Below are 19453 nucleotides of genomic sequence, written 5' to 3'. Positions count from 1 at the left end.
TCGCTGCATTTGTATTAAAACCGGGCATTGCCCGGTTTTTTTCTATGGTGCTAAAGGCGTTATAGCAAACGCTGTTTTGCGTCGGCAATGGCCTGAGCCACCTGATGTGGAGATACGCCCCCTTTGGCACTTCGCTTATCTAAGCAAGATTGCAGCGACAGAATAGGATAAACGTCGTCACCAATCACACTGCTGAATTTTTGCAGCTCGCTAAGGCTTAATGCCTCCAAAGCTTTGCCCTGTTTGATAGCACCGACTACCGCTTCGCCCACAATATGATGAGCCTCGCGGAAAGGAACACCTTTCGCCACGAGATAATCCGCCAGTTCGGTGGCGTTTGCATAGCCTTGCTCAGCCGCTTCCTGACAACGAGGGCGTTTAACCTGAATCCCGTCCAAGACTAAAGCCGCCATATGCAGACAGTCCATCCACGTATCCAGAGCATCAAACAGACCTTCTTTGTCTTCTTGCATATCTTTGTTGTAAGCCAAGGGCAGGCCTTTCAACGTCATCATCATACCGGTCAACGCGCCCTGCACGCGGCCACATTTGCCACGGATAAGCTCCAGCGCATCGGGGTTTTTCTTCTGTGGCATGAGAGACGAACCTGACGTCACGCGATCTGACAATTCAACAAAATTGGCTTCACCGCTGTTAAAGAAGATCAAATCTTCTGCAAAGCGTGACAGATGAACCATGCCGATAGACGCGTCAGAGAGCAATTCCAACACATGATCGCGATCGGAAACGCTATCTAAACTGTTGCGCGTGGCGCTTGAAAAACCTAACCACCCGGCCAATTGCTCGCGATCGATAGGATAAGCGGTACCCGCCAAAGCCCCACACCCTAACGGGCTAACATCCAAACGTTTCAGCGTATCGTGCAAACGGCTTTCATCACGCGCCAGCATTTCGGCATAGGCTAAACACCAGTGAGCAAAGGTCACCGGTTGTGCACGTTGAAGATGGGTGTAACCCGGCATCACTGCGTCCTGATTGGCTTCCGCCGTGACTATCAGCGCCTGCTGCAATTGCTGCACAGCCTGTAATAACTCACCAATTTCATTTTTACACCACAGCTTCAAGTCCGTCGCGACCTGATCGTTACGGCTGCGGCCAGTGTGCAATTTTTTACCTAAATCGCCCACTTTATTGATCAGTTGGGTTTCGACCCAGCTATGAATATCTTCGGCGTCGCTGGCTAAAATGGCTTCTGGATCCGCTTGAACTTCCTCAAGTAAAATCCCTAATGCATCTTCCAACTTCTGCTGTTCTTCCACCGTTAATACATTGACGGTGACCAGAGCCTTTGACCATGCCACTGAGCCGGTAATATCCTGCTCAGCCAATCGGTAATCAAACCGCAGTGAGTCATTGAATTGCTTAAACCGCTGGTCTGCCGCCTGACTGAACCGCCCGCCCCATAGTGCCATGTGATGCTCCGTTATGATTAATAACCTTGCGGAAGTTTAATTCCCGCAAAAAATTTAAGCGTCCAAAATAAAAGTATTACTGTAAATAGGCGTTATTGTCGCAGCCTTGTTGGGTAAGGAAGCCCGACCCAACATGGCGCAAGTAAGATAGCCTACTTATTTTTTCTCGTTCAGCGCACGGATACGTGAGGACAACGAGAATAAACGAATGAAGCCACCAGCGTGGCTGTGGTCATACACATCATCTTCGCCAAAGGTCGCGAACTCTTCGTTATACAAGCTGTTGCCCGATTTTTTCTGAATCGCCGTCGCTTGCCCTTTATACAACTTAATCACCACTTCGCCATTCACATCTTTAGCGATAGAATCAGCGGCTGCCTGAATTGACTCACGCAACGGTGCAAACCAGCGACCATCGTAAACCACGTAGGACATCTCTTGCCCCAATTGTTCACGCCATTTAAAGCTGTCGCGATCCAGAACTAGCTGTTCTACGCCGCGTAGAGCCGCCATCATGATCGTGCCCCCCGGAGTTTCATAGCAGCCACGAGATTTAATCCCGACCAGACGGTTCTCTACAATATCGATACGGCCAACACCATGCTTCGCACCGAGAACATTAAGCGCCTCTAAACAGGCAAACGGACTCATCTTCTTACCATTAACGGAAACAACTTCGCCTTTTTCTACGCCAACCGTCACTAATTCAGACTCATTTGGCGCATCTTCTGGTGAATTTGTCCATACCCAGCAATCTTGGTTGGCGGCATTCCACGGGCTTTCCAACACACCACCTTCAGTAGAAATATGCCACGCGTTAGCGTCACGACTGTAGATTTTCTCCAGCGATGCAGTCGTTGGGATATCACGCACTTTTAAATAATCGAGCAGAGCTTCGCGAGAACGTAGATCCCACTCACGCCAAGGAGCAACCACTTTAAGCTGCGGTGCTAATGCGGTGTAGGTCGTTTCGAAACGCACCTGATCGTTACCTTTACCCGTCGCGCCGTGACACAGCGCATCTGCACCCAGTTTGAGAGCCAGCTCTACCTGAGCCTTGGCAATCAGTGGACGCGCCATTGATGTACCCAATAGGTAAGTGCCTTCATACAACGCACCGGTTTTCAGCACTGGGTAAACATAATCTTTGATGAATTCTTCACGCAAATCAGCGATGTAGCAGGATGAAGCGCCAGAGCGCAGGGCTTTCTCTTCAACGCCAACCAAATCTTCACGCTCTTGGCCAATATCAGCCACGAATGCGATAACTTCACAGTCACCGTAGTTTTCTTTCAGCCAAGGAATGATTGCCGAAGTATCTAAGCCGCCAGAGTAAGCCAGAACGATTTTACTGATGCCTTGCGTTGCCATAGTCTTTTCCTTTATCTCAATAACTTAAAATTTTTCAGTTAAATTAGGTCTTTTGAAGTATGACGAGTAATCAATTCGCGAGAATTCTGGTGCCTACCGGCACACCGTTAAACAATGCTGGAAGCTTCTCAGCATGTCGCCAGCTTGCAATATCGACGGGTCTTCCCAAAGACCGAGCGGCATCAAGCGCAGCGTTTACTTTTACAACCATTCCATCAGTGATAATGCCTTGAGCGATCAGCTGTTCGGCTTTAGCTGCCGTCATTTCTTCAATGCGCTGCCCTTTGCCATCCAGAATTCCGCTAACGTCCGACAGTAAAATCAGATCGGCTCCCAGCGTTGCAGCCAACGCCGTTGCCGCTTGGTCTGCATTAACATTCATTAACTCACCTTCAGCCGTGATACCCACTGAACTGATGATAGGTAAATAGCCCGTCGCCAACAGCGTTGTCACCAATGCAGGAGAACCTGCTTTTGCCTTGCCGACATGACCGAGTTCTTCTGACAGTTGGCTAACTTCCACCATATCGCCGTCACCCAGAGATAAACCCACCGCTGAAATATGGTGTTTTTTGGCACAGGCCAGCAGAGTTTTATTCGCCGTCCCCGCCAACGCCCCCGTGATGATGCCTATCTGATCGGCTGGCGTTACGCGCAGGCCATTTTTCTTCACTACCGGCAAATGGAGCTGTTTCATCAGGTCATCAACTAGGCATCCACCGCCATGAACAATCACCAGCGGTCGCTGATGGCTTTGGCGATAAGCAACCAAAGCCTGAAACAGGCGTTGCATCGCCTCTTCGCTATCCAGCAAAACCCCACCTAACTTGATGATTAATGGATTGTTCATAGCAGTCTCTTTTTAAAGTTTAAGTTTCATCGTTACAGCAATGATTGTGTTTCATTAAAGCCAAAGCGGATATTCATGCACTGCACGGCCTGAGCTGCCGCACCCTTCAGTAAATTATCTTCTGCGGAAACGATAATCAGGTGCTCGCCCTGTAGAGCAAAACCAATATCGCAGAACGGCGTCCCCGCTACGTTTTTAATGGCCGGAACACCTTGGTCATATACCCGAACCAATGGTTTTTCAGCATAGGCCTGCTGATAGGCAGCTTTTACCTGCTCGACCGTCACGCCTACACTCAATTTGCAGGTGATGGTCGCCAAAATTCCGCGCGGGAAATTGCCCAAGTGAGGTGTAAAAATCACCGGCGTTCCCAAGTGAGTCGAAATTTCTGGCTGATGGCGATGAGTAAATATGCCGTAGGGCTGCAAGCTCACTTCGCAAAAACTCGTGGTCATGCTGGCTTTCCGCCCCGCTCCGCTGACACCGCTGACGGCGTTAATCACCGGCCATTGGTTTAAATCGAGCAGGTTCGCATCAATTAGCGGCTTTAACGCCAGCTGTGACGCTGTTGGATAACAGCCAGGAACGGCCACCAGCTGCGCCTGTTTGATATCTTCAGCCCGCCACTCCGCCAGACCATAAACAGCTTTGTCTAGCCAGTCGGCGTGCTGATGTGTAAATCCATAATAGTCTTGATAAAAACTCGCCTGATTCACCCGATATGCACCGGAAAGATCAAACACCACACAGCCAGCCTGCAAAAACTGCGGGGCTAAATCATGGCTAACTTCGTGCGCCGTCGCGAGAAATACGACATCAACACCTTTTGCCATCTGAGCTACGTCGCCCATAGGCTGCAATGGCAGATCAACGATGCCTTTCAGCTGCGGATGCAAATCAGAAAGTAACTTTCCTGCATCTGAGCTTTGCGCTGAAACCGTTAAACCAGTTATGTTCATAGCAGGGTGACGCTGCAGATAGACGGCAAGTTCCGCGCCGGTATAGCCGCTGGCCCCTACAATTAACCCGTTTAACTGAGACTGTGCGTTAGGCATCTGTCGTTTCCACCTTCTTGGTTAATCATCGATCGTAAATATTACATTTAGCGCTGCACATCATAACTTTTACAGTTTCATTCGGCGAGCGCTTATTGTATTTTTATTCATAAATAATGCATGAATATTGATACTATCCTAACTAAAGGCTGTCAACAGTGAATATGAAATTACCACCATTTATTGAGCTGTACCGCGCCTTGATCGCCACGCCGTCCATCAGTGCAACCGACAGCGCGCTCGATCAAAGTAATGAAGCATTAATCAACTTGCTAGCGGGGTGGTTTGGCGATCTCGGCTTTCGCGTTGAGGTTCAACCTGTGCCACATACGCGTAACAAATTCAATTTACTGGCCAGTATTGGCCAAGGTACTGGTGGCTTAATGTTGGCGGGGCATACGGACACCGTGCCGTTTGATGATGGTCGCTGGACACGTGATCCCTTCACCCTTACCGAACACGACAATAAGCTCTACGGGCTCGGCACCGCAGATATGAAAGGCTTTTTTGCCTTTATTCTGGATGCGCTTCGCGACATCGATGCCAGCAAACTCAGCAAGCCGCTCTATATTTTGGCGACTGCAGATGAGGAAACCACGATGGCTGGCGCACGCTATTTCGCGGCGACCACGCATTTACGCCCTGACTGCGCCATCATTGGTGAGCCTACATCTCTCAAGCCTGTACGGGCGCATAAAGGGCACTTATCGGAAGCTATTAGGATTACAGGGCAATCTGGCCATTCAAGCGATCCCGCGCGTGGCGTTAACGCCATCGAATTAATGCATGACTCTATCGGGCATCTGTTAACTCTGCGCAATACGCTCAAAGACCGTTATCACCACGATGCCTTTAACATTCCTTATCCCACAATGAACCTCGGACACATCCACGGCGGTGACGCGCCCAATCGTATTTGCGCCTGCTGTGAGCTGCATATGGATATTCGCCCTCTGCCGGGTATGACGCTCAACGATATCGACGAGTTACTCAATCAAGCGTTGGCACCGGTAAGCGAGAAGTGGCCGGGACGTTTAACTATCGAGCATCTGCACGTGCCGATTCCTGGCTATGAATGTCCAGTACACGCACCGCTTATTCAGGTGATTGAAGGGTTGCTAGGCGAACGTGCAGAAGTCGTGAACTATTGCACCGAAGCACCATTTATTCAGGAAGTTTGCCCTACACTAGTATTAGGGCCGGGCTCTATCGATCAGGCTCATCAACCCGATGAATTCCTTGCGACGTCATTTATCCAACCTACGCGTGAATTGATCGGTCAGGTGGTTAATCATTTTTGTCGATAAATGATTAACCGCTAATTGACGCTTTAATGAAATTTTAACAGTGAAAACGGCGGCGATGTCACCCTATTGCAGCCGTTTGCAACGTAACTGTTATTAGAAACGTTAATTCCCGTCACCGTGTAATTAAATTTCAGTTAAATCACCAAATTCATGTCGTTTAGCAATAAATTGTGACAATTGACGTAGACAATGGAACGTGGCTTTATAAAAGAGGCGGTCTACGCCTTTCGGGTGAAAGAAATTTACATATTGGAGGGGTCAGGGGTCTTATGAACGAACAATATTCGGCAATGCGAAGTAACGTCAGTATGCTAGGAAAGCTGCTCGGCGACACCATAAAGGAAGCGCTGGGCGAAAATATCCTAGACCGTGTCGAGACTATCCGTAAATTATCCAAATCCTCACGTTCGGGTAACGATGCGAGCCGTCAGGAACTGCTGACTACGCTACAGAATCTGTCGAATGATGAGCTGTTGCCGGTTGCCCGCGCATTCAGCCAATTCCTGAGTCTGACAAACACCGCAGAACAGTATCATAGCATTTCACCCCACGGTGAAGCGGCAAGCAATCCTGAAGTCATGGCCCAGCTTTTCACCCGTTTGAAAAGTAACAATCTCAGCGACGAGCAGATTAAGAAAGCCGTTGATGAGCTCTCCATTGAATTGGTTCTCACTGCACACCCAACCGAAATCACCCGCCGTACCCTGATCCATAAATTGGTTGAGGTGAATAATTGCCTGAGCCAGCTCGATCATAGCGATCTGGCTGACTACGAACGTAATCAAATCATGCGCCGTCTGCGCCAGTTGGTTGCTCAGTCATGGCATACCGATGAAATTCGTAAAAATCGCCCTTCGCCGATCGACGAAGCTAAATGGGGCTATGCCGTCGTTGAAAACAGCCTGTGGGAAGGCGTTCCTGCATTTCTACGTGAATTCAACGAGCAGTTAGAGAATTCTCTCGGCTATCAGCTCCCTGTAGAAGCTGTACCGGTTCGCTTTACCGCTTGGATGGGCGGCGACCGCGACGGCAACCCAAACGTGACCGCGGAGGTCACTCGCCATGCATTGCTGCTAAGCCGCTGGAAAGCAACCGACCTGTTCCTGCGCGATATTGCGGTGCTAGTGTCTGAGCTTTCGATGACTGAATGCACGCCAGAGTTACGTGCACTGGCCGGTGGTGACGACGTTCAAGAACCATACCGTGAGTTGATGAAGAAGCTACGTACTCAGTTGACCGAAACTCAAGCTTATCTAGCGGCGAAAATTAAAGGTGAACGTGTGACGCGTCCCGATAATCTGCTGGTAAAAAATGAGCAACTGTGGGAACCGCTTTATGCTTGTTATCAATCATTGAAAGCCTGTGGCATGGGTATCATTGCCAATGGTCAACTGTTAGATACTCTGCGCCGCGTTCATTGCTTTGGCGTGCCACTGGTGCGTATCGATGTGCGCCAAGAGAGCACACGCCACTCGGAAGCGCTGGCAGAACTGACTCGCTATCTGGGGCTCGGTGATTACGAAAGCTGGTCGGAAGCGGATAAGCAAGCCTTCCTGATCCGTGAACTGAACTCCAAGCGTCCGCTAGTTCCTCGTCAATGGGAGCCAAGCGCTGAAACTAAAGAGGTCTTTGATACCTGCAGCGTCATTGCCGAAGCGCCGCAGGGCTCAATTGCAGCCTATGTAATTTCTATGGCCCGCACGCCATCGGATGTTTTAGCCGTACACCTATTACTTAAAGAAGCTGGCTGCCCTTACCTGCTGCCAGTTGCACCATTGTTCGAAACCCTTGATGACCTCAATAACGCCGAAGATGTGATGACTCAGTTACTGAACATCGACTGGTATCGCGGCTTTATTCAAGGCAAACAGATGGTGATGATCGGCTATTCCGACTCCGCGAAAGATGCAGGCGTGATGGCCGCTTCTTGGGCACAGTATCGCGCACAAGAAGCCTTGGTTAACGTCTGTGAGAAAGCAGGAGTCGCCTTAACGCTTTTCCACGGACGCGGTGGTTCAATTGGTCGCGGTGGCGCACCAGCACACGCAGCTCTCCTATCACAACCGCCGGGAAGCCTGAAAGGGGGTCTACGCGTTACCGAACAAGGTGAGATGATCCGCTTTAAACTCGGTTTGCCACAGGTCACTATCAGTAGCCTATCGCTGTATACCAATGCGATTCTTGAAGCCAACCTGCTACCCCCACCTGCACCAAAACAGGAATGGCGCGATCTGATGGATGAAATGTCAGATGTATCCTGCGATATGTATCGTGGCTACGTGCGTGAAAATAAAGACTTCGTTCCTTATTTCCGCTCAGCGACACCTGAACTCGAGCTGGGTAAATTGCCTTTAGGTTCACGTCCAGCCAAACGTAAGCCAAATGGCGGCGTAGAAAGCCTGCGAGCCATTCCGTGGATCTTTGCTTGGACACAAAACCGACTGATGCTCCCCGCATGGCTGGGAGCCGGTGCCGCACTTCAGGCCGCGGTAGACGGAGGAAAACAGTCAACGCTGGAGACTATGTGTCGCGATTGGCCATTCTTCTCAACCCGCATTGGGATGTTAGAAATGGTATTTGCCAAGTCAGATCTCTGGTTAGCAGAATACTACGATCAGCGTCTGGTGGATGAAGCTCTGTGGCCTTTGGGTAAACAACTGCGCGATCAGCTAAGCAAAGATATTAAAGTCGTTCTCACTATCTCCAACGACGACCATCTGATGGCCGATCTGCCATGGATCGCCGAATCAATAGCGTTACGTAACGTGTATACCGATCCATTAAACGTGTTGCAGGCAGAATTACTACACCGCTCGCGTTCAATGTCAGAACCGGATGCTAACGTTGAACAAGCACTGATGGTCACCATCGCCGGCGTTGCCGCTGGGATGCGTAATACCGGCTAGTCAGTCGATCCAAACGCGCTATCGCTCAGGTAGCGCGTTTTCTTTCTATCTCGATCAGCGGCATTATTCCCGCATCCCCCCTGACAATGGGCTATTGCTGTAATCAATAGTTTCCTGTTATAAAAAAACAATTCATCACGAACTTTTATTAAATTGTAGCATCTATTGTTACGAAAAAATAAGATTGCTAAGATTGCTCGGTTTTGCGCAGTGCTCACTATTTGCTCGCAATGCCGATAGATAAATTTAAAACATAGGTTTATTGCGGGTACATTATTCCGCTAATAAAAACTAAGGTTCCTTTAAGGTTAGATGATTAACATCCCTGCCGTGATATTCTCTGATAGGCTGAAATAATATGACTTCATCTCCAAATGCAGATAAGGCATTTAGCTGGAAGGCTTTGTTCTGGGTTCTGCTGTTCTTTTGGTTTTTCTCTACTGTTTTACAGGCCGTCATTCTTGTCACTGGCTACAGTGGCTCCAACGGCATTCGTGACTCTTTGCTGTATAGTTCACTTTGGTTAATTCCTGTATTTTTATTCCCGAACAAAACCCGCATTATTTCAGCGGTTATTGGCATTATTTTGTGGGCAGCCTCTATCTGTTCACTAGCCTATTATATTATTTACGGACAAGAGTTCTCTCAGAGCGTTCTGTTCGTCATGTTCGAGTCCAACACCAGCGAAGCTGGCGAATACTTCAGTCAATATTTCAGCCTGCATCTGGCGCTTATTCTTCTGGCTTATACCGCTGTCTGCGTCTTCCTGTGGACACGCCTTCGCCCTGTCTATATCCCCTCTTTCTGGAGATATGTTATTCCAGCGGCAATCTTCTATGGCCTTATCGTTAACCCGATGGTCTATAACATGCTGATTCAGAAGCGTTCATTTGAAGATTCCCTGCCACGCTTAACGTCTCGCATGGAGCCAGCCGCTCCGTGGCAAATGATCACTGGTTATTTCGAATATCGTAGCCAGCTCGCCAGTCTGCAAGCGTTACTGAAAGAAAACAGTTCACTACCGCCATTGGCAAATCTGACCGATGCAAGTGGCAATGCGCCGCGCACGCTGGTTTTAGTGATCGGTGAATCGACCCAACGTGGCCACATGAGCCTGTATGGTTATCCGCGTGAAACGACGCCTCAGTTAGATGAACTGCACAAGACAGACAAGAATCTGACCGTATTCAACGATGTGGTCACTTCTCGTCCTTACACGATAGAAATCTTGCAGCAAGCTCTGACGTTCGCTAACGAGAAGAATCCTGATCTGTATCTGACCCAGCCTTCATTGATGAATATGATGAAGCAAGCGGGATATAAAACGTTTTGGATCACTAACCAGCAAACGATGACCAAGCGTAATACCATGCTGACGCTGTTCTCCCAGCAAACAGACAAGCAGTATTATCTGAACCAACAGCGTACACAGAGTGCCCGACAGTATGACGGCGACGTGTTGCAGCCGTTTAAAGAAGTGATGGCCGATCCTGCACCGAAGAAATTTATCGTGGTGCATTTGCTAGGCACGCACATTAACTACAAATTCCGCTATCCAGAAGGATTTGATAAGTTTAATGGCACCGAGGGTGTTCCTCCTGGCTTAAGTCAGGATCAGATTGATTCCTATAATCAGTACGACAACGCAAATCTGTATAACGACTATGTGGTGTCTAGCCTGATTAAAGATTACTCAGCAACAAATCCAAACGGTTTCTTACTGTACTTCTCTGACCACGGTGAGGAAGTGTATGACACTCCGCCGCACAATATTCAGGGACGTAACGAAGCGTCACCAACGCGTCACATGTATAGCATTCCGTTCATCCTATGGACGTCACCAAGCTGGCAGCAATCGCATCCTCGTGATTTTGCCTCAATGACCGATCGTAAATACAGCAGCTCTGAGTTGATTCATACTTGGTCTGATTTGGCTGGTTTGAAATATGATCTGTTTAACCCTGAGAGAAGCTTAGTGAATCCGAACTTTGTTGAAACCACACGTTGGATCGGCAATCCCTATGAGAAAAAAGGTTTGCATGATTACGACAAACTGCCGTTTGGCGACCAAGTCGGAAATCAGTAACTAACAAGAGCTCTAAGCCTAATGCTGATCGTTTAAGAGATCGAGATACACGGGGCTAGCACACCGCGGGGCGCTCCGGCAGCTAAAGCTGCTACGACCCCATCGGTGTACTTCCCCTAAAATCACGCTTAAGTGACCGGCATTAGCCCTAAGCCCCTTTTCGAAGGGGCTTTTTTTATGATTCATTCGAATCAACCATTGAATTTTAAGCAATAAAAAAGGCACCCTTAGGTGCCTTCTTCTTGAGCAAAAAGAATTACTTCTTAGTGCCTGGTACGCTGAAACGCTTGTTGAAGCGGTCAACACGACCACCGGTAGCAACATCACGCTGCTTGCCAGTATAGAACGGGTGGCAGTTGCTGCACACGTCCAGGTTCAGGTCGCGACCTGCGGTAGAATGAGTTTTGATCACGTTGCCGCAAGAGCAAGTTGCAGTAATTGCAACGTAGTTCGGGTGGATACCTTGTTTCATGGGATAACCTCAGTTAAGGCCGCGTCGCTATCCAGCCCTATTCCGCCAGACACCACGCGTGGTTGATAAATTTGGTTTGATAAAAAGCCTATCAAAGGCGGCGAATTATACAGGGATCAAACATACACCGCAATCGAATTGCAATTGACTTTATTTATATCCACCTCTCCCTTTAAACGCCGTTATGCAAATTAAACTGGTTCAAACCTTCCCCCCGACATGTAAACTAAGCGTACATTTGGAAGCAGGATTAAACATGCCGGTCGTTCACGTAGCCTTACCCGTTCCATTATCCCGTACCTTTGATTATCTTCTGCCAACGGGGATAACCCCCATCGCAGGAGCACGGGTCAGTGTGCCTTTCGGACAGCGCAAAATGATCGGTATTATCACTGGATTTGGTGAGCACAGCGAACTTCCGCTTGAGAACTTAAAATCTGTTCACCAAGTGCTAGATAATGAATCACTTTTCTCTTCCCGTATGTGGCACATGCTGCGCTGGGCTGCGGATTATTATCATTACCCAATTGGCGAAGTGCTGTTTCATGCGTTGCCGGTGATGCTGCGCCAAGGCAAACCAGCACAACATGGGCAACTGTGGCAATGGGTCATCACTGAACAAGGGAAGGCTACGCCGCCAGAAACGCTAAAACGAGCACCTAAACAACAGCGAGCTCTGGCGACGCTGTTACAGCGGCCTTTGTATCGCCATCAGGTGACCGAATGTGACTTAAACGAAGCAGCGCTGCAAAGCATCAAAACCAAAGGGCTTGCGGAGCTCCGTGCCGAATCACCAGAATTACACGACTGGCGCGCCAATTATGCCGTTAACGGTGAGCGACTAAAGCTCAATACCGAGCAAGCCACCGCCGTAGGCGCGATTCGCAGTGAGGACAATCAGTTCAGCGCCTGGCTGCTTGCTGGCGTAACGGGTTCAGGCAAGACTGAAGTCTATCTCAGCGTAATCGAAAATATTTTGGCTCAAGGCCGTCAGGCGCTGGTCTTAGTGCCTGAGATTGGCCTTACGCCACAAACTATCGCTCGTTTTAGAGAACGCTTTAATGCGCCGGTTGACGTTCTCCACTCAGGCTTAAACGATAGCGAACGCCTAGCGGCATGGCTACGTGCCCGTAATGGCGAAAGCGCAATCGTGATAGGAACCCGTTCGGCGCTGTTCACGCCTTTTGCTCGTTTAGGCGTCATCATCATTGATGAAGAACATGATGGTTCCTATAAACAGCAGGAAGGATGGCGCTATCACGCGCGAGATTTAGCCGTATTCCGCGCACATCAGGAGAATATCCCTATTGTGCTTGGCTCAGCCACTCCCGCCTTGGAAACGCTGCACAATGTTGAACTGGGGAAATACCGTCGCCTGCGACTGACCCAGCGAGCAGGTAATGCCAAACCCGCAGCCCAACACCTGCTAGATTTAAAAGGTCTACCGCTCAAAGCTGGGCTTGCCCAGCCGCTATTACAGCGGATGAAACAACACGTTGATGCCGGAAATCAGGTTATCCTGTTCCTGAATCGACGAGGCTTTGCCCCTGCGCTGCTGTGCCACGAGTGTGGCTGGATTGCCGAATGCCAACGCTGTGACCATTACTACACGTTACATCAGCAACAGCATCATCTGCGCTGTCATCATTGTGATAGCCAAAAACCGATTCCGCGCCAGTGCCCACAGTGTGGCAGCACTAATCTGCTGCCCGTCGGACTCGGCACCGAACAACTTGAAGCCGAGCTTACCACGCTGTTTCCTGATACACCGATTACGCGCATCGATCGCGACACAACCAGCCGCAAAGGCGCATTGGAACAGCAATTGGCCGAAGTACATCGAGGGGGGGCTCGTATATTAATCGGCACCCAAATGTTGGCGAAAGGCCACCATTTTCCCAACGTCACGCTAGTGGCTTTGCTTGATGTTGATGGCGCACTCTTTTCTGCTGATTTCCATTCTGCTGAGCGTTTTGCCCAGCTATATACACAGGTTTCCGGTCGAGCAGGACGCGCAGGCAAACAGGGAGAGGTGATATTACAGACCCATCACCCAGAACATCCTCTTCTATTAACCTTGTTGAATCAGGGCTACGACGCCTTTGCTGAGCAAGCGCTTAAAGAACGTAAAAGCGTATTCTTACCCCCCTATACTAGCCATATCATGGTGCGTGCTGACGATCATGATAACCAGAATGCTCCACAATTTTTGCAGCAGCTAAGAAACCTGTTGGAAGCCAGTCCGTTGTGGGATGAGTCGTTTTGGATACTCGGGCCCGTTCCAGCGTTACAACCTAAACGCGGTGGACGATTCCGTTGGCAGCTGTTACTACAGCACCCTTCGCGCGCACGGTTACAGAAAATCGTTAAAGGTACACTGCCGCTAATAAGCACCTTACCAGCCGTGAAAAGAGTGAAATGGACGCTCGATGTTGATCCAACGGACAACTGATCGCCCAAGTGAGAAAGGCCATAAGACAGATGGATAAAAACAGCGATTTGCGATCCTGATCTAAAAAATCTATCTCGGTCACATTTCTCATGCAAATTAGGTAACAACAGCAGGGTGCATTCTGTTTAAAATGTGATCCATATGGTAATTCATGAACTGATATGAGCATTCCGAGCAACAAAACTGGGATGACGCAAGGAAGCTGGTTTTCATTCAGTAAAACAGGAAGAGTAACACCGCCCGCGTCAACGTTTCGCTAGACGCAAGGAGAACAGCGTTGGAAGAGAAGCAAAGCATGTCTGCTGCCACCATGAAAGACGTGGCTGAACACGCCGGTGTCTCAACAGCCACCGTTTCAAGAGCATTGATGAACCCCGAGAAAGTCTCTGCCGCTACCCGCCAAAAAGTTGAGCAGGCCGTATTAGCCGTTGGTTATTTTCCACACGCACTGGCGCGTAGTTCAAAACGCAATGAGTCGCGAACCATTCTGGTGATAGTTCCCGATATCTGTGACCCATTCTTTGCCGAAGTCATTCAGGGTGTTGAACGTACCGCTGCAGAGCATGGCTATTTAGTATTGCTTGGTGATTGTGCGCAACAGCAGCAGCAAGAAAAAACCTTCGTAAACCTCATCATTACTAAACAAATAGACGGCATGTTGCTGCTAGGCTCGAACGTACCTTTCGACGCCAGCAAAGAAGAACAGAAAAACCTGCCACCGATGGTCATGGCGAATGAGTTTGCACCTGAACTTGAACTGCCTACTGTGCATATCGATAACCTCACAGCCGCTTTCGAAGCCGTGTTGTATCTACATGAATTAGGTCATCACCGCATTGCTTGCATTGCAGGGCCAGAAAGCATGCCGCTGAGCAAATATCGGCTACGTGGCTATATTCAGGCACTGCGTCGTTGTGGCATTGCAGAGGAAAAGAGCTTTATTGAACGCGGTGACTTTACCTATGAAGCCGGCGCACAGGCGATGCTGGCACTGATGTCGCTGCCACAACCCCCAACGGCGATCTTCTGCCATAGCGACGTTATGGCCATCGGCGCGCTGTCACAGGCAAAACGCATGGGATTGCGCGTACCAGATGATGTTTCACTGGTTGGTTTTGATGATATAAAACTGGCTCAGTACTGCGATCCTCCGCTGACTACCGTGTCTCAGCCTCGCTATCAAATTGGGCGTGAAGCCATGTTACTGCTATTAGAGCAGCTTCACAGTCGCTCCGTAGTTAGCGGTTCGAGACTGTTAGACAGCGAATTTATCGTTAGAGGAAGTACATCTGCGCCGAAACGCTAGTTAAATTGGGATGAGTTCAGTAACATGGCGCTCTTAATTCAAAATAAATACCCAACATAATTGGAGCTGCGGCCTTGCTAACGCAGGCGCAGCAATAGAATGATGGGTGTTACGATGTAGCGAAAAGACAGTGGCACAACGAGATTATGTGAGCCGGGGCCGCTCATCAGGAGCGAAGCGCAAAACCAATACCCGGAAAAAGAAGAAGTCATCTCCTGGTATTTCTAAAACCATGGTGGTTCTTGCTATGGGGGTTTTAGTGACCTTCGCTGCCGGCCTTTATTTTTTGACTCACCATAAACCAGACAGCGATGAACTGTTACCGACGCAGGCAAAACATGCCGGTAATGGCCTTCCGCCAAAACCGGAAGAACGCTGGCGTTACATCAAAGAGCTTGAGAATCGTCAGGTTGGCGTAGCTACGCCTACACAGCCAAGCAGTAGTGCCTCGGCGACACAAAATCAGCAGCCACAGCTCACCGCGGAACAGCGTCAACTGTTAGATCAGATGCAGTCTGATATGCGTCAGCAGCCAACTCAGCTGTCAGAAGTGCCGTACAACGATCAAATGCAGACTGCGCGCCGTGCGCCACAAAACAGCCGCATGCCGGATCAAACCTACACTCAGCAACAACCGGTAACGGCGACTCAACCACGTAATCCGTTCTCACAGCAGAATACGACGACAACTCAACCAACCCAACCGCGCCAAACACAAACAGAGCCAACACGCCCTGCGCGTACTACACCGCCGGCGCAAACGGCTCAGCAGCCCGTTCAGCAACCGCATAAAGAAAAGCCAGCTCCGGTAACAAGCGTAGCGGAACAACCAACCGCGGCGAAAGAAGCTAAGCAAGAAAAAGCGCCTGAAAAAGAAAACAGTCAAAAATGGCTGGTACAGTGCGGTTCATTCCGCAGCACCGATCAGGCGGAATCCGTTCGTGCGCAATTGGCATTCGGCGGCGTCGAAAGTCGAATTACCGCTGGTGGTGGATGGAATCGCGTCTTGTTAGGCCCATACAGCAGTCGTGCCGCAGCAGATAAAATGCTGCAACGATTGAAGGGCGAAGGAATGTCTGGATGTATTGCCCTCTCAGCCGGGGGTTGAAAAGCAAAATATCCCCCCCATCTATCTGACAATGCCCCCACACAAAGGTGTGGGGTTCTTATTTCGTCAGCTACGGGGGTCTGCTCGTGACAACAATAGTAAGCGTACGCCGCAACGGTAAAGTGGTAATCGGTGGTGATGGCCAAGCGACCATGGGCAATACCGTCATGAAAGGTAATGTTCGCAAAGTTCGCCGTCTGTATAACGACCGCGTGATTGCCGGATTTGCCGGTGGCACCGCAGATGCCTTCACCCTGTTTGAACTCTTCGAACGCAAGCTGGAACTGCATCAGGGACATTTGGTTAAAGCGGCCGTTGAGCTTGCCAAAGATTGGCGTACCGATCGTATGCTGCGCAAACTCGAAGCGCTGCTGGCGGTCGCGGATGAAAACGCCTCCCTCATCATCACCGGTAATGGTGACGTCATTCAGCCAGAAAATGATTTAATCGCGATAGGCTCCGGCGGCCCTTATGCTCAGGCAGCCTCTCGCGCATTGCTCGAAAACACAGAACTGAGTGCCCGCGAAATTGTTGATAAAGCGCTGGGTATTGCTGGTGATATTTGTATCTACACCAATCAGTTCCACACCATTGAAGAATTAGACTCCAAAGCGTAAGGACTCCAAACATGTCTGAGATGACCCCACGCGAAATTGTCAGCGAACTCGATAGCTACATCATCGGCCAGCACTCTGCAAAGCGCGCCGTGGCTATTGCCCTGCGTAACCGCTGGCGCCGCATGCAGTTGAATGAAGAACTGCGTCATGAAGTAACACCCAAAAATATTCTGATGATTGGCCCAACCGGCGTCGGTAAAACCGAAATTGCACGTCGTCTGGCTAAACTGGCTAATGCGCCATTCATCAAAGTTGAAGCGACTAAGTTCACTGAAGTCGGCTATGTAGGTAAAGAAGTCGACTCAATCATTCGCGATCTGACAGATTCCGCGATGAAAATGGTGCGCATGCAGTCCATCGAAAAGAATCGCTATCGTGCCGAAGAAATGGCTGAAGAGCGCATTCTGGATGTTCTGATCCCACCCGCTAAAAACAACTGGGGCCAGCCAGAACAAAGCGCTGAGCCTTCTGCCGCGCGCCAGAGTTTCCGCAAGAAGCTGCGTGAAGGCCAGTTGGATGATAAAGAAATCGAATTAGAATTAGCCGCTTCTCCGGTTGGTGTTGAAATTATGGCTCCTCCAGGAATGGAAGAGATGACCAACCAACTTCAGTCCATGTTCCAGAATCTGGGTGGGCAAAAGCAAAAAGCGCGCAAAATTAAAATCAAAGAAGCCTTCAAACTGCTGATTGAAGAAGAAGCGGCGAAACTGGTTAACCCTGAAGAGCTGAAAGAGCAGGCGATTAATGCCGTTGAACAAAACGGTATCGTATTTATCGATGAGATCGACAAAATCTGTAAACGCGGTGAATCTTCTGGTCCAGACGTTTCTCGTGAAGGTGTTCAGCGCGATCTGTTGCCTCTCATTGAAGGCTGCACGGTTTCAACCAAACACGGCATGGTGAAAACTGACCACATCCTGTTCATTGCTTCAGGTGCATTCCAAGTTTCGAGCCCATCGGACCTGATCCCTGAGCTGCAGGGTCGCTTGCCAATTCGTGTTGAGCTGCAGGCGCTGACCACTGAAGACTTCGAGCGCATCCTGACCGAGCCGAGTGCATCGCTGACTGAACAGTATCAGGCACTCATGGCAACTGAAGGCCTCACCATCAACTTCACCGCCGACGGTGTACGTCACATCGCTGAAGCTGCATGGCGCGTTAACGAAAGCGCTGAAAACATCGGCGCACGTCGTTTACACACGATTCTGGAGCGTTTAGTCGAAGAGATCTCCTTCGAAGCTAGCGATATGAGCGGTCAGACTGTAACAATCGATGCTGAATATGTACGCAATCACCTTGATGAACTCGTTGCAGATGAAGATCTGAGCCGGTTTATCCTATAATACGTTTCAAGAACCGTCCCTATCGGTTGTCATAAAAGGGAGGCTTTGGCCTCCCTTTTGTATGTCTACAATATCCAATTGATAAAATATGGTAGATTACCGACCCTAACTGGAACCCATCACCCGAATTTTTCACCGTGGGATCCCCTGAGCGACTGAAGCGAATAATGAGTTCATCAACAACAATTAGCAGGCCTCGCGCCTGGTTGGAAAGTCTGCGCTTGCGTACCCTGCCGCTGGCCTTGGCATCCATCGTCACCGGCTCTGCTATTGCCGCATGGCAAAACACCTTTAAGGTGGAGATTGCCCTGCTCGCGCTGCTGACAGCCGCTATGCTGCAAATACTCTCCAATCTGGCCAACGACTATGGCGATGCCGTCAAGGGCAGCGATACCGAAGAGCGCATCGGGCCACTACGTGGTATGCAAAAAGGCGTCATTACTCAGGCACAGATGAAGCGTGCACTGGGAATTACCGTTGTACTAACCGTTCTGTCGGGGATCGCGCTGATTGCCGTCGCTTGCCAAAAGCCACAGGACATCATTGGATTCCTGATCTTAGGATTAATGGCGATTGTCGCTGCGATCACCTATACCGTGGGTACTCGCCCCTATGGGTATATGGGACTCGGTGATATTTCTGTGCTGGTCTTCTTTGGATGGCTCAGCGTTGCTGGAACCTACTATTTGCAGGCAGGCACTTTCGACAGCGTCGTCATGCTGCCCGCTACCGCCTGCGGTTTCTTAGCGACTGCCGTGTTGAATATCAATAATCTGCGCGATATCGAAAACGATGCAATCAACGGCAAAAACACACTTGCTGTACGCCTTGGTCCCATAAAAGCACGCTACTACCATGTTGGTTTACTGGTAGGCTCGGTGGTATGTCTCGCATTGTTTGCGCTGCTCTATCTAAAAAGCGCGTTTGGCTGGTTATTCGTGTTAGCCATTCCTATGCTGTACAAACATGGTCATTACGTCTTCACCCATCGAACGCCTGAGGCTATGCGCCCTATGCTGGAAAGCATGGTGAAAAGTGCCCTGCTCACCAATGTGTTATTTGCCATCGGCACCGTTCTAAGTTAATCCTCGCTTTTGCTGGCACACAAAACGTGCGCCAGCGCCGCTAATCGCCACATTTAACAATT

The 19453-nt window shown here is 49.7% G+C and carries 14 protein-coding genes; 9 read left to right on the top strand and 5 right to left on the bottom strand.

Annotation, left to right across the window (positions count from 1 at the left end):
• Positions 1-59: 59 nt before the first annotated feature.
• The 4 genes from argH to argC all read right to left on the bottom strand — a co-directional run bounded on the left by argH (position 60) and on the right by argC (position 4709).
• Entirely contained in the window at positions 60-1433 is a 1374-nt protein-coding gene (gene argH / locus K9N75_RS00565; protein WP_008815807.1) for an argininosuccinate lyase, read from the bottom strand.
• A 156-nt stretch (positions 1434-1589) separates the two neighbouring features.
• Entirely contained in the window at positions 1590-2804 is a 1215-nt protein-coding gene (locus tag K9N75_RS00560; protein WP_004094246.1) for an argininosuccinate synthase, read from the bottom strand.
• A gap of 70 nt (positions 2805-2874) precedes the next feature.
• Positions 2875-3654 carry an acetylglutamate kinase gene (argB, locus tag K9N75_RS00555; RefSeq protein ID WP_008815805.1) on the bottom strand — a complete coding sequence of 260 codons (780 nt, stop codon included), beginning with the start codon at positions 3652-3654 and terminating at the stop codon, positions 2875-2877.
• A gap of 32 nt (positions 3655-3686) precedes the next feature.
• Positions 3687-4709 (bottom strand): N-acetyl-gamma-glutamyl-phosphate reductase, encoded by a 1023-nt coding sequence (gene argC, locus K9N75_RS00550; RefSeq protein WP_130975461.1) that lies wholly within the window; start codon positions 4707-4709, stop codon positions 3687-3689.
• A gap of 158 nt (positions 4710-4867) precedes the next feature.
• Between argC and argE the strand changes: the two genes are divergently transcribed.
• The 3 genes from argE (at position 4868) to K9N75_RS00535 (ending at position 11008) form a co-directional block, all read left to right on the top strand.
• Positions 4868-6016: an acetylornithine deacetylase gene (argE, locus tag K9N75_RS00545; protein ID WP_169817479.1), complete on the top strand. Its 1149-nt coding sequence runs from the start codon at positions 4868-4870 to the stop codon at positions 6014-6016.
• Positions 6017-6285: 269 nt separating this feature from the next.
• Positions 6286-8922: a phosphoenolpyruvate carboxylase gene (ppc, locus tag K9N75_RS00540; protein WP_008815802.1), complete on the top strand. Its 2637-nt coding sequence runs from the start codon at positions 6286-6288 to the stop codon at positions 8920-8922.
• A gap of 358 nt (positions 8923-9280) precedes the next feature.
• Complete coding sequence (locus K9N75_RS00535; protein ID WP_008815801.1) at positions 9281-11008, top strand: phosphoethanolamine transferase CptA; 1728 nt, start codon at positions 9281-9283, stop codon at positions 11006-11008.
• 256 nt (positions 11009-11264) lie between these two features.
• Here K9N75_RS00535 and rpmE read toward each other — a convergent pair whose 3' ends face one another.
• Positions 11265-11480 (bottom strand): 50S ribosomal protein L31, encoded by a 216-nt coding sequence (gene rpmE, locus K9N75_RS00530; RefSeq protein WP_004094235.1) that lies wholly within the window; start codon positions 11478-11480, stop codon positions 11265-11267.
• Positions 11481-11736: 256 nt separating this feature from the next.
• Here rpmE and priA point away from each other — a divergent pair, with 256 nt between their 5' ends.
• From priA to K9N75_RS00500, 6 genes are all read left to right on the top strand, one after another.
• Positions 11737-13932 carry a primosomal protein N' gene (priA, locus tag K9N75_RS00525; protein ID WP_224452121.1) on the top strand — a complete coding sequence of 732 codons (2196 nt, stop codon included), beginning with the start codon at positions 11737-11739 and terminating at the stop codon, positions 13930-13932.
• A gap of 295 nt (positions 13933-14227) precedes the next feature.
• Positions 14228-15238 (top strand): DNA-binding transcriptional regulator CytR, encoded by a 1011-nt coding sequence (gene cytR, locus K9N75_RS00520; protein WP_375374069.1) that lies wholly within the window; start codon positions 14228-14230, stop codon positions 15236-15238.
• Between the two features lie 130 nt (positions 15239-15368).
• Positions 15369-16346 (top strand): cell division protein FtsN, encoded by a 978-nt coding sequence (gene ftsN, locus K9N75_RS00515; protein ID WP_096081205.1) that lies wholly within the window; start codon positions 15369-15371, stop codon positions 16344-16346.
• 86 nt (positions 16347-16432) lie between these two features.
• Entirely contained in the window at positions 16433-16963 is a 531-nt protein-coding gene (gene hslV, locus K9N75_RS00510) for an ATP-dependent protease subunit HslV (protein ID WP_025801467.1), read from the top strand.
• Positions 16964-16974: 11 nt separating this feature from the next.
• Positions 16975-18306, top strand: coding sequence for an ATP-dependent protease ATPase subunit HslU (gene hslU, locus K9N75_RS00505; protein ID WP_004094226.1), 1332 nt, complete (start codon positions 16975-16977; stop codon positions 18304-18306).
• 167 nt (positions 18307-18473) lie between these two features.
• Positions 18474-19391 (top strand): 1,4-dihydroxy-2-naphthoate polyprenyltransferase, encoded by a 918-nt coding sequence (locus tag K9N75_RS00500; protein ID WP_004094224.1) that lies wholly within the window; start codon positions 18474-18476, stop codon positions 19389-19391.
• Positions 19392-19453 lie beyond the last annotated feature (62 nt).

It is taken from the genome of Hafnia paralvei (assembly GCF_020150375.1).
GTDB classification, from domain to species: domain Bacteria; phylum Pseudomonadota; class Gammaproteobacteria; order Enterobacterales; family Enterobacteriaceae; genus Hafnia; species Hafnia paralvei.
Note: the sequence above shows the minus strand (reverse complement) of the source record. Positions and strands in the feature narration are given on the sequence as shown.

What these genes read in the sequence shown, in the direction of transcription:
- K9N75_RS00535 (WP_008815801.1), top strand. Translation starts at nt 9,281, where the DNA reads ATGACTTCATCTCCAAATGCAGATAAGGCATTTAGCTGGAAGGCTTTG.
- argC (WP_130975461.1), bottom strand. Translation starts at nt 4,709, where the DNA reads ATGCCTAACGCACAGTCTCAGTTAAACGGGTTAATTGTAGGGGCCAGC.
- hslU (WP_004094226.1), top strand. Translation starts at nt 16,975, where the DNA reads ATGTCTGAGATGACCCCACGCGAAATTGTCAGCGAACTCGATAGCTAC.
- argH (WP_008815807.1), bottom strand. Translation starts at nt 1,433, where the DNA reads ATGGCACTATGGGGCGGGCGGTTCAGTCAGGCGGCAGACCAGCGGTTT.
- ppc (WP_008815802.1), top strand. Translation starts at nt 6,286, where the DNA reads ATGAACGAACAATATTCGGCAATGCGAAGTAACGTCAGTATGCTAGGA.
- K9N75_RS00560 (WP_004094246.1), bottom strand. Translation starts at nt 2,804, where the DNA reads ATGGCAACGCAAGGCATCAGTAAAATCGTTCTGGCTTACTCTGGCGGC.
- cytR (WP_375374069.1), top strand. Translation starts at nt 14,228, where the DNA reads ATGTCTGCTGCCACCATGAAAGACGTGGCTGAACACGCCGGTGTCTCA.
- rpmE (WP_004094235.1), bottom strand. Translation starts at nt 11,480, where the DNA reads ATGAAACAAGGTATCCACCCGAACTACGTTGCAATTACTGCAACTTGC.
- argB (WP_008815805.1), bottom strand. Translation starts at nt 3,654, where the DNA reads ATGAACAATCCATTAATCATCAAGTTAGGTGGGGTTTTGCTGGATAGC.
- priA (WP_224452121.1), top strand. Translation starts at nt 11,737, where the DNA reads ATGCCGGTCGTTCACGTAGCCTTACCCGTTCCATTATCCCGTACCTTT.
- K9N75_RS00500 (WP_004094224.1), top strand. Translation starts at nt 18,474, where the DNA reads ATGAGTTCATCAACAACAATTAGCAGGCCTCGCGCCTGGTTGGAAAGT.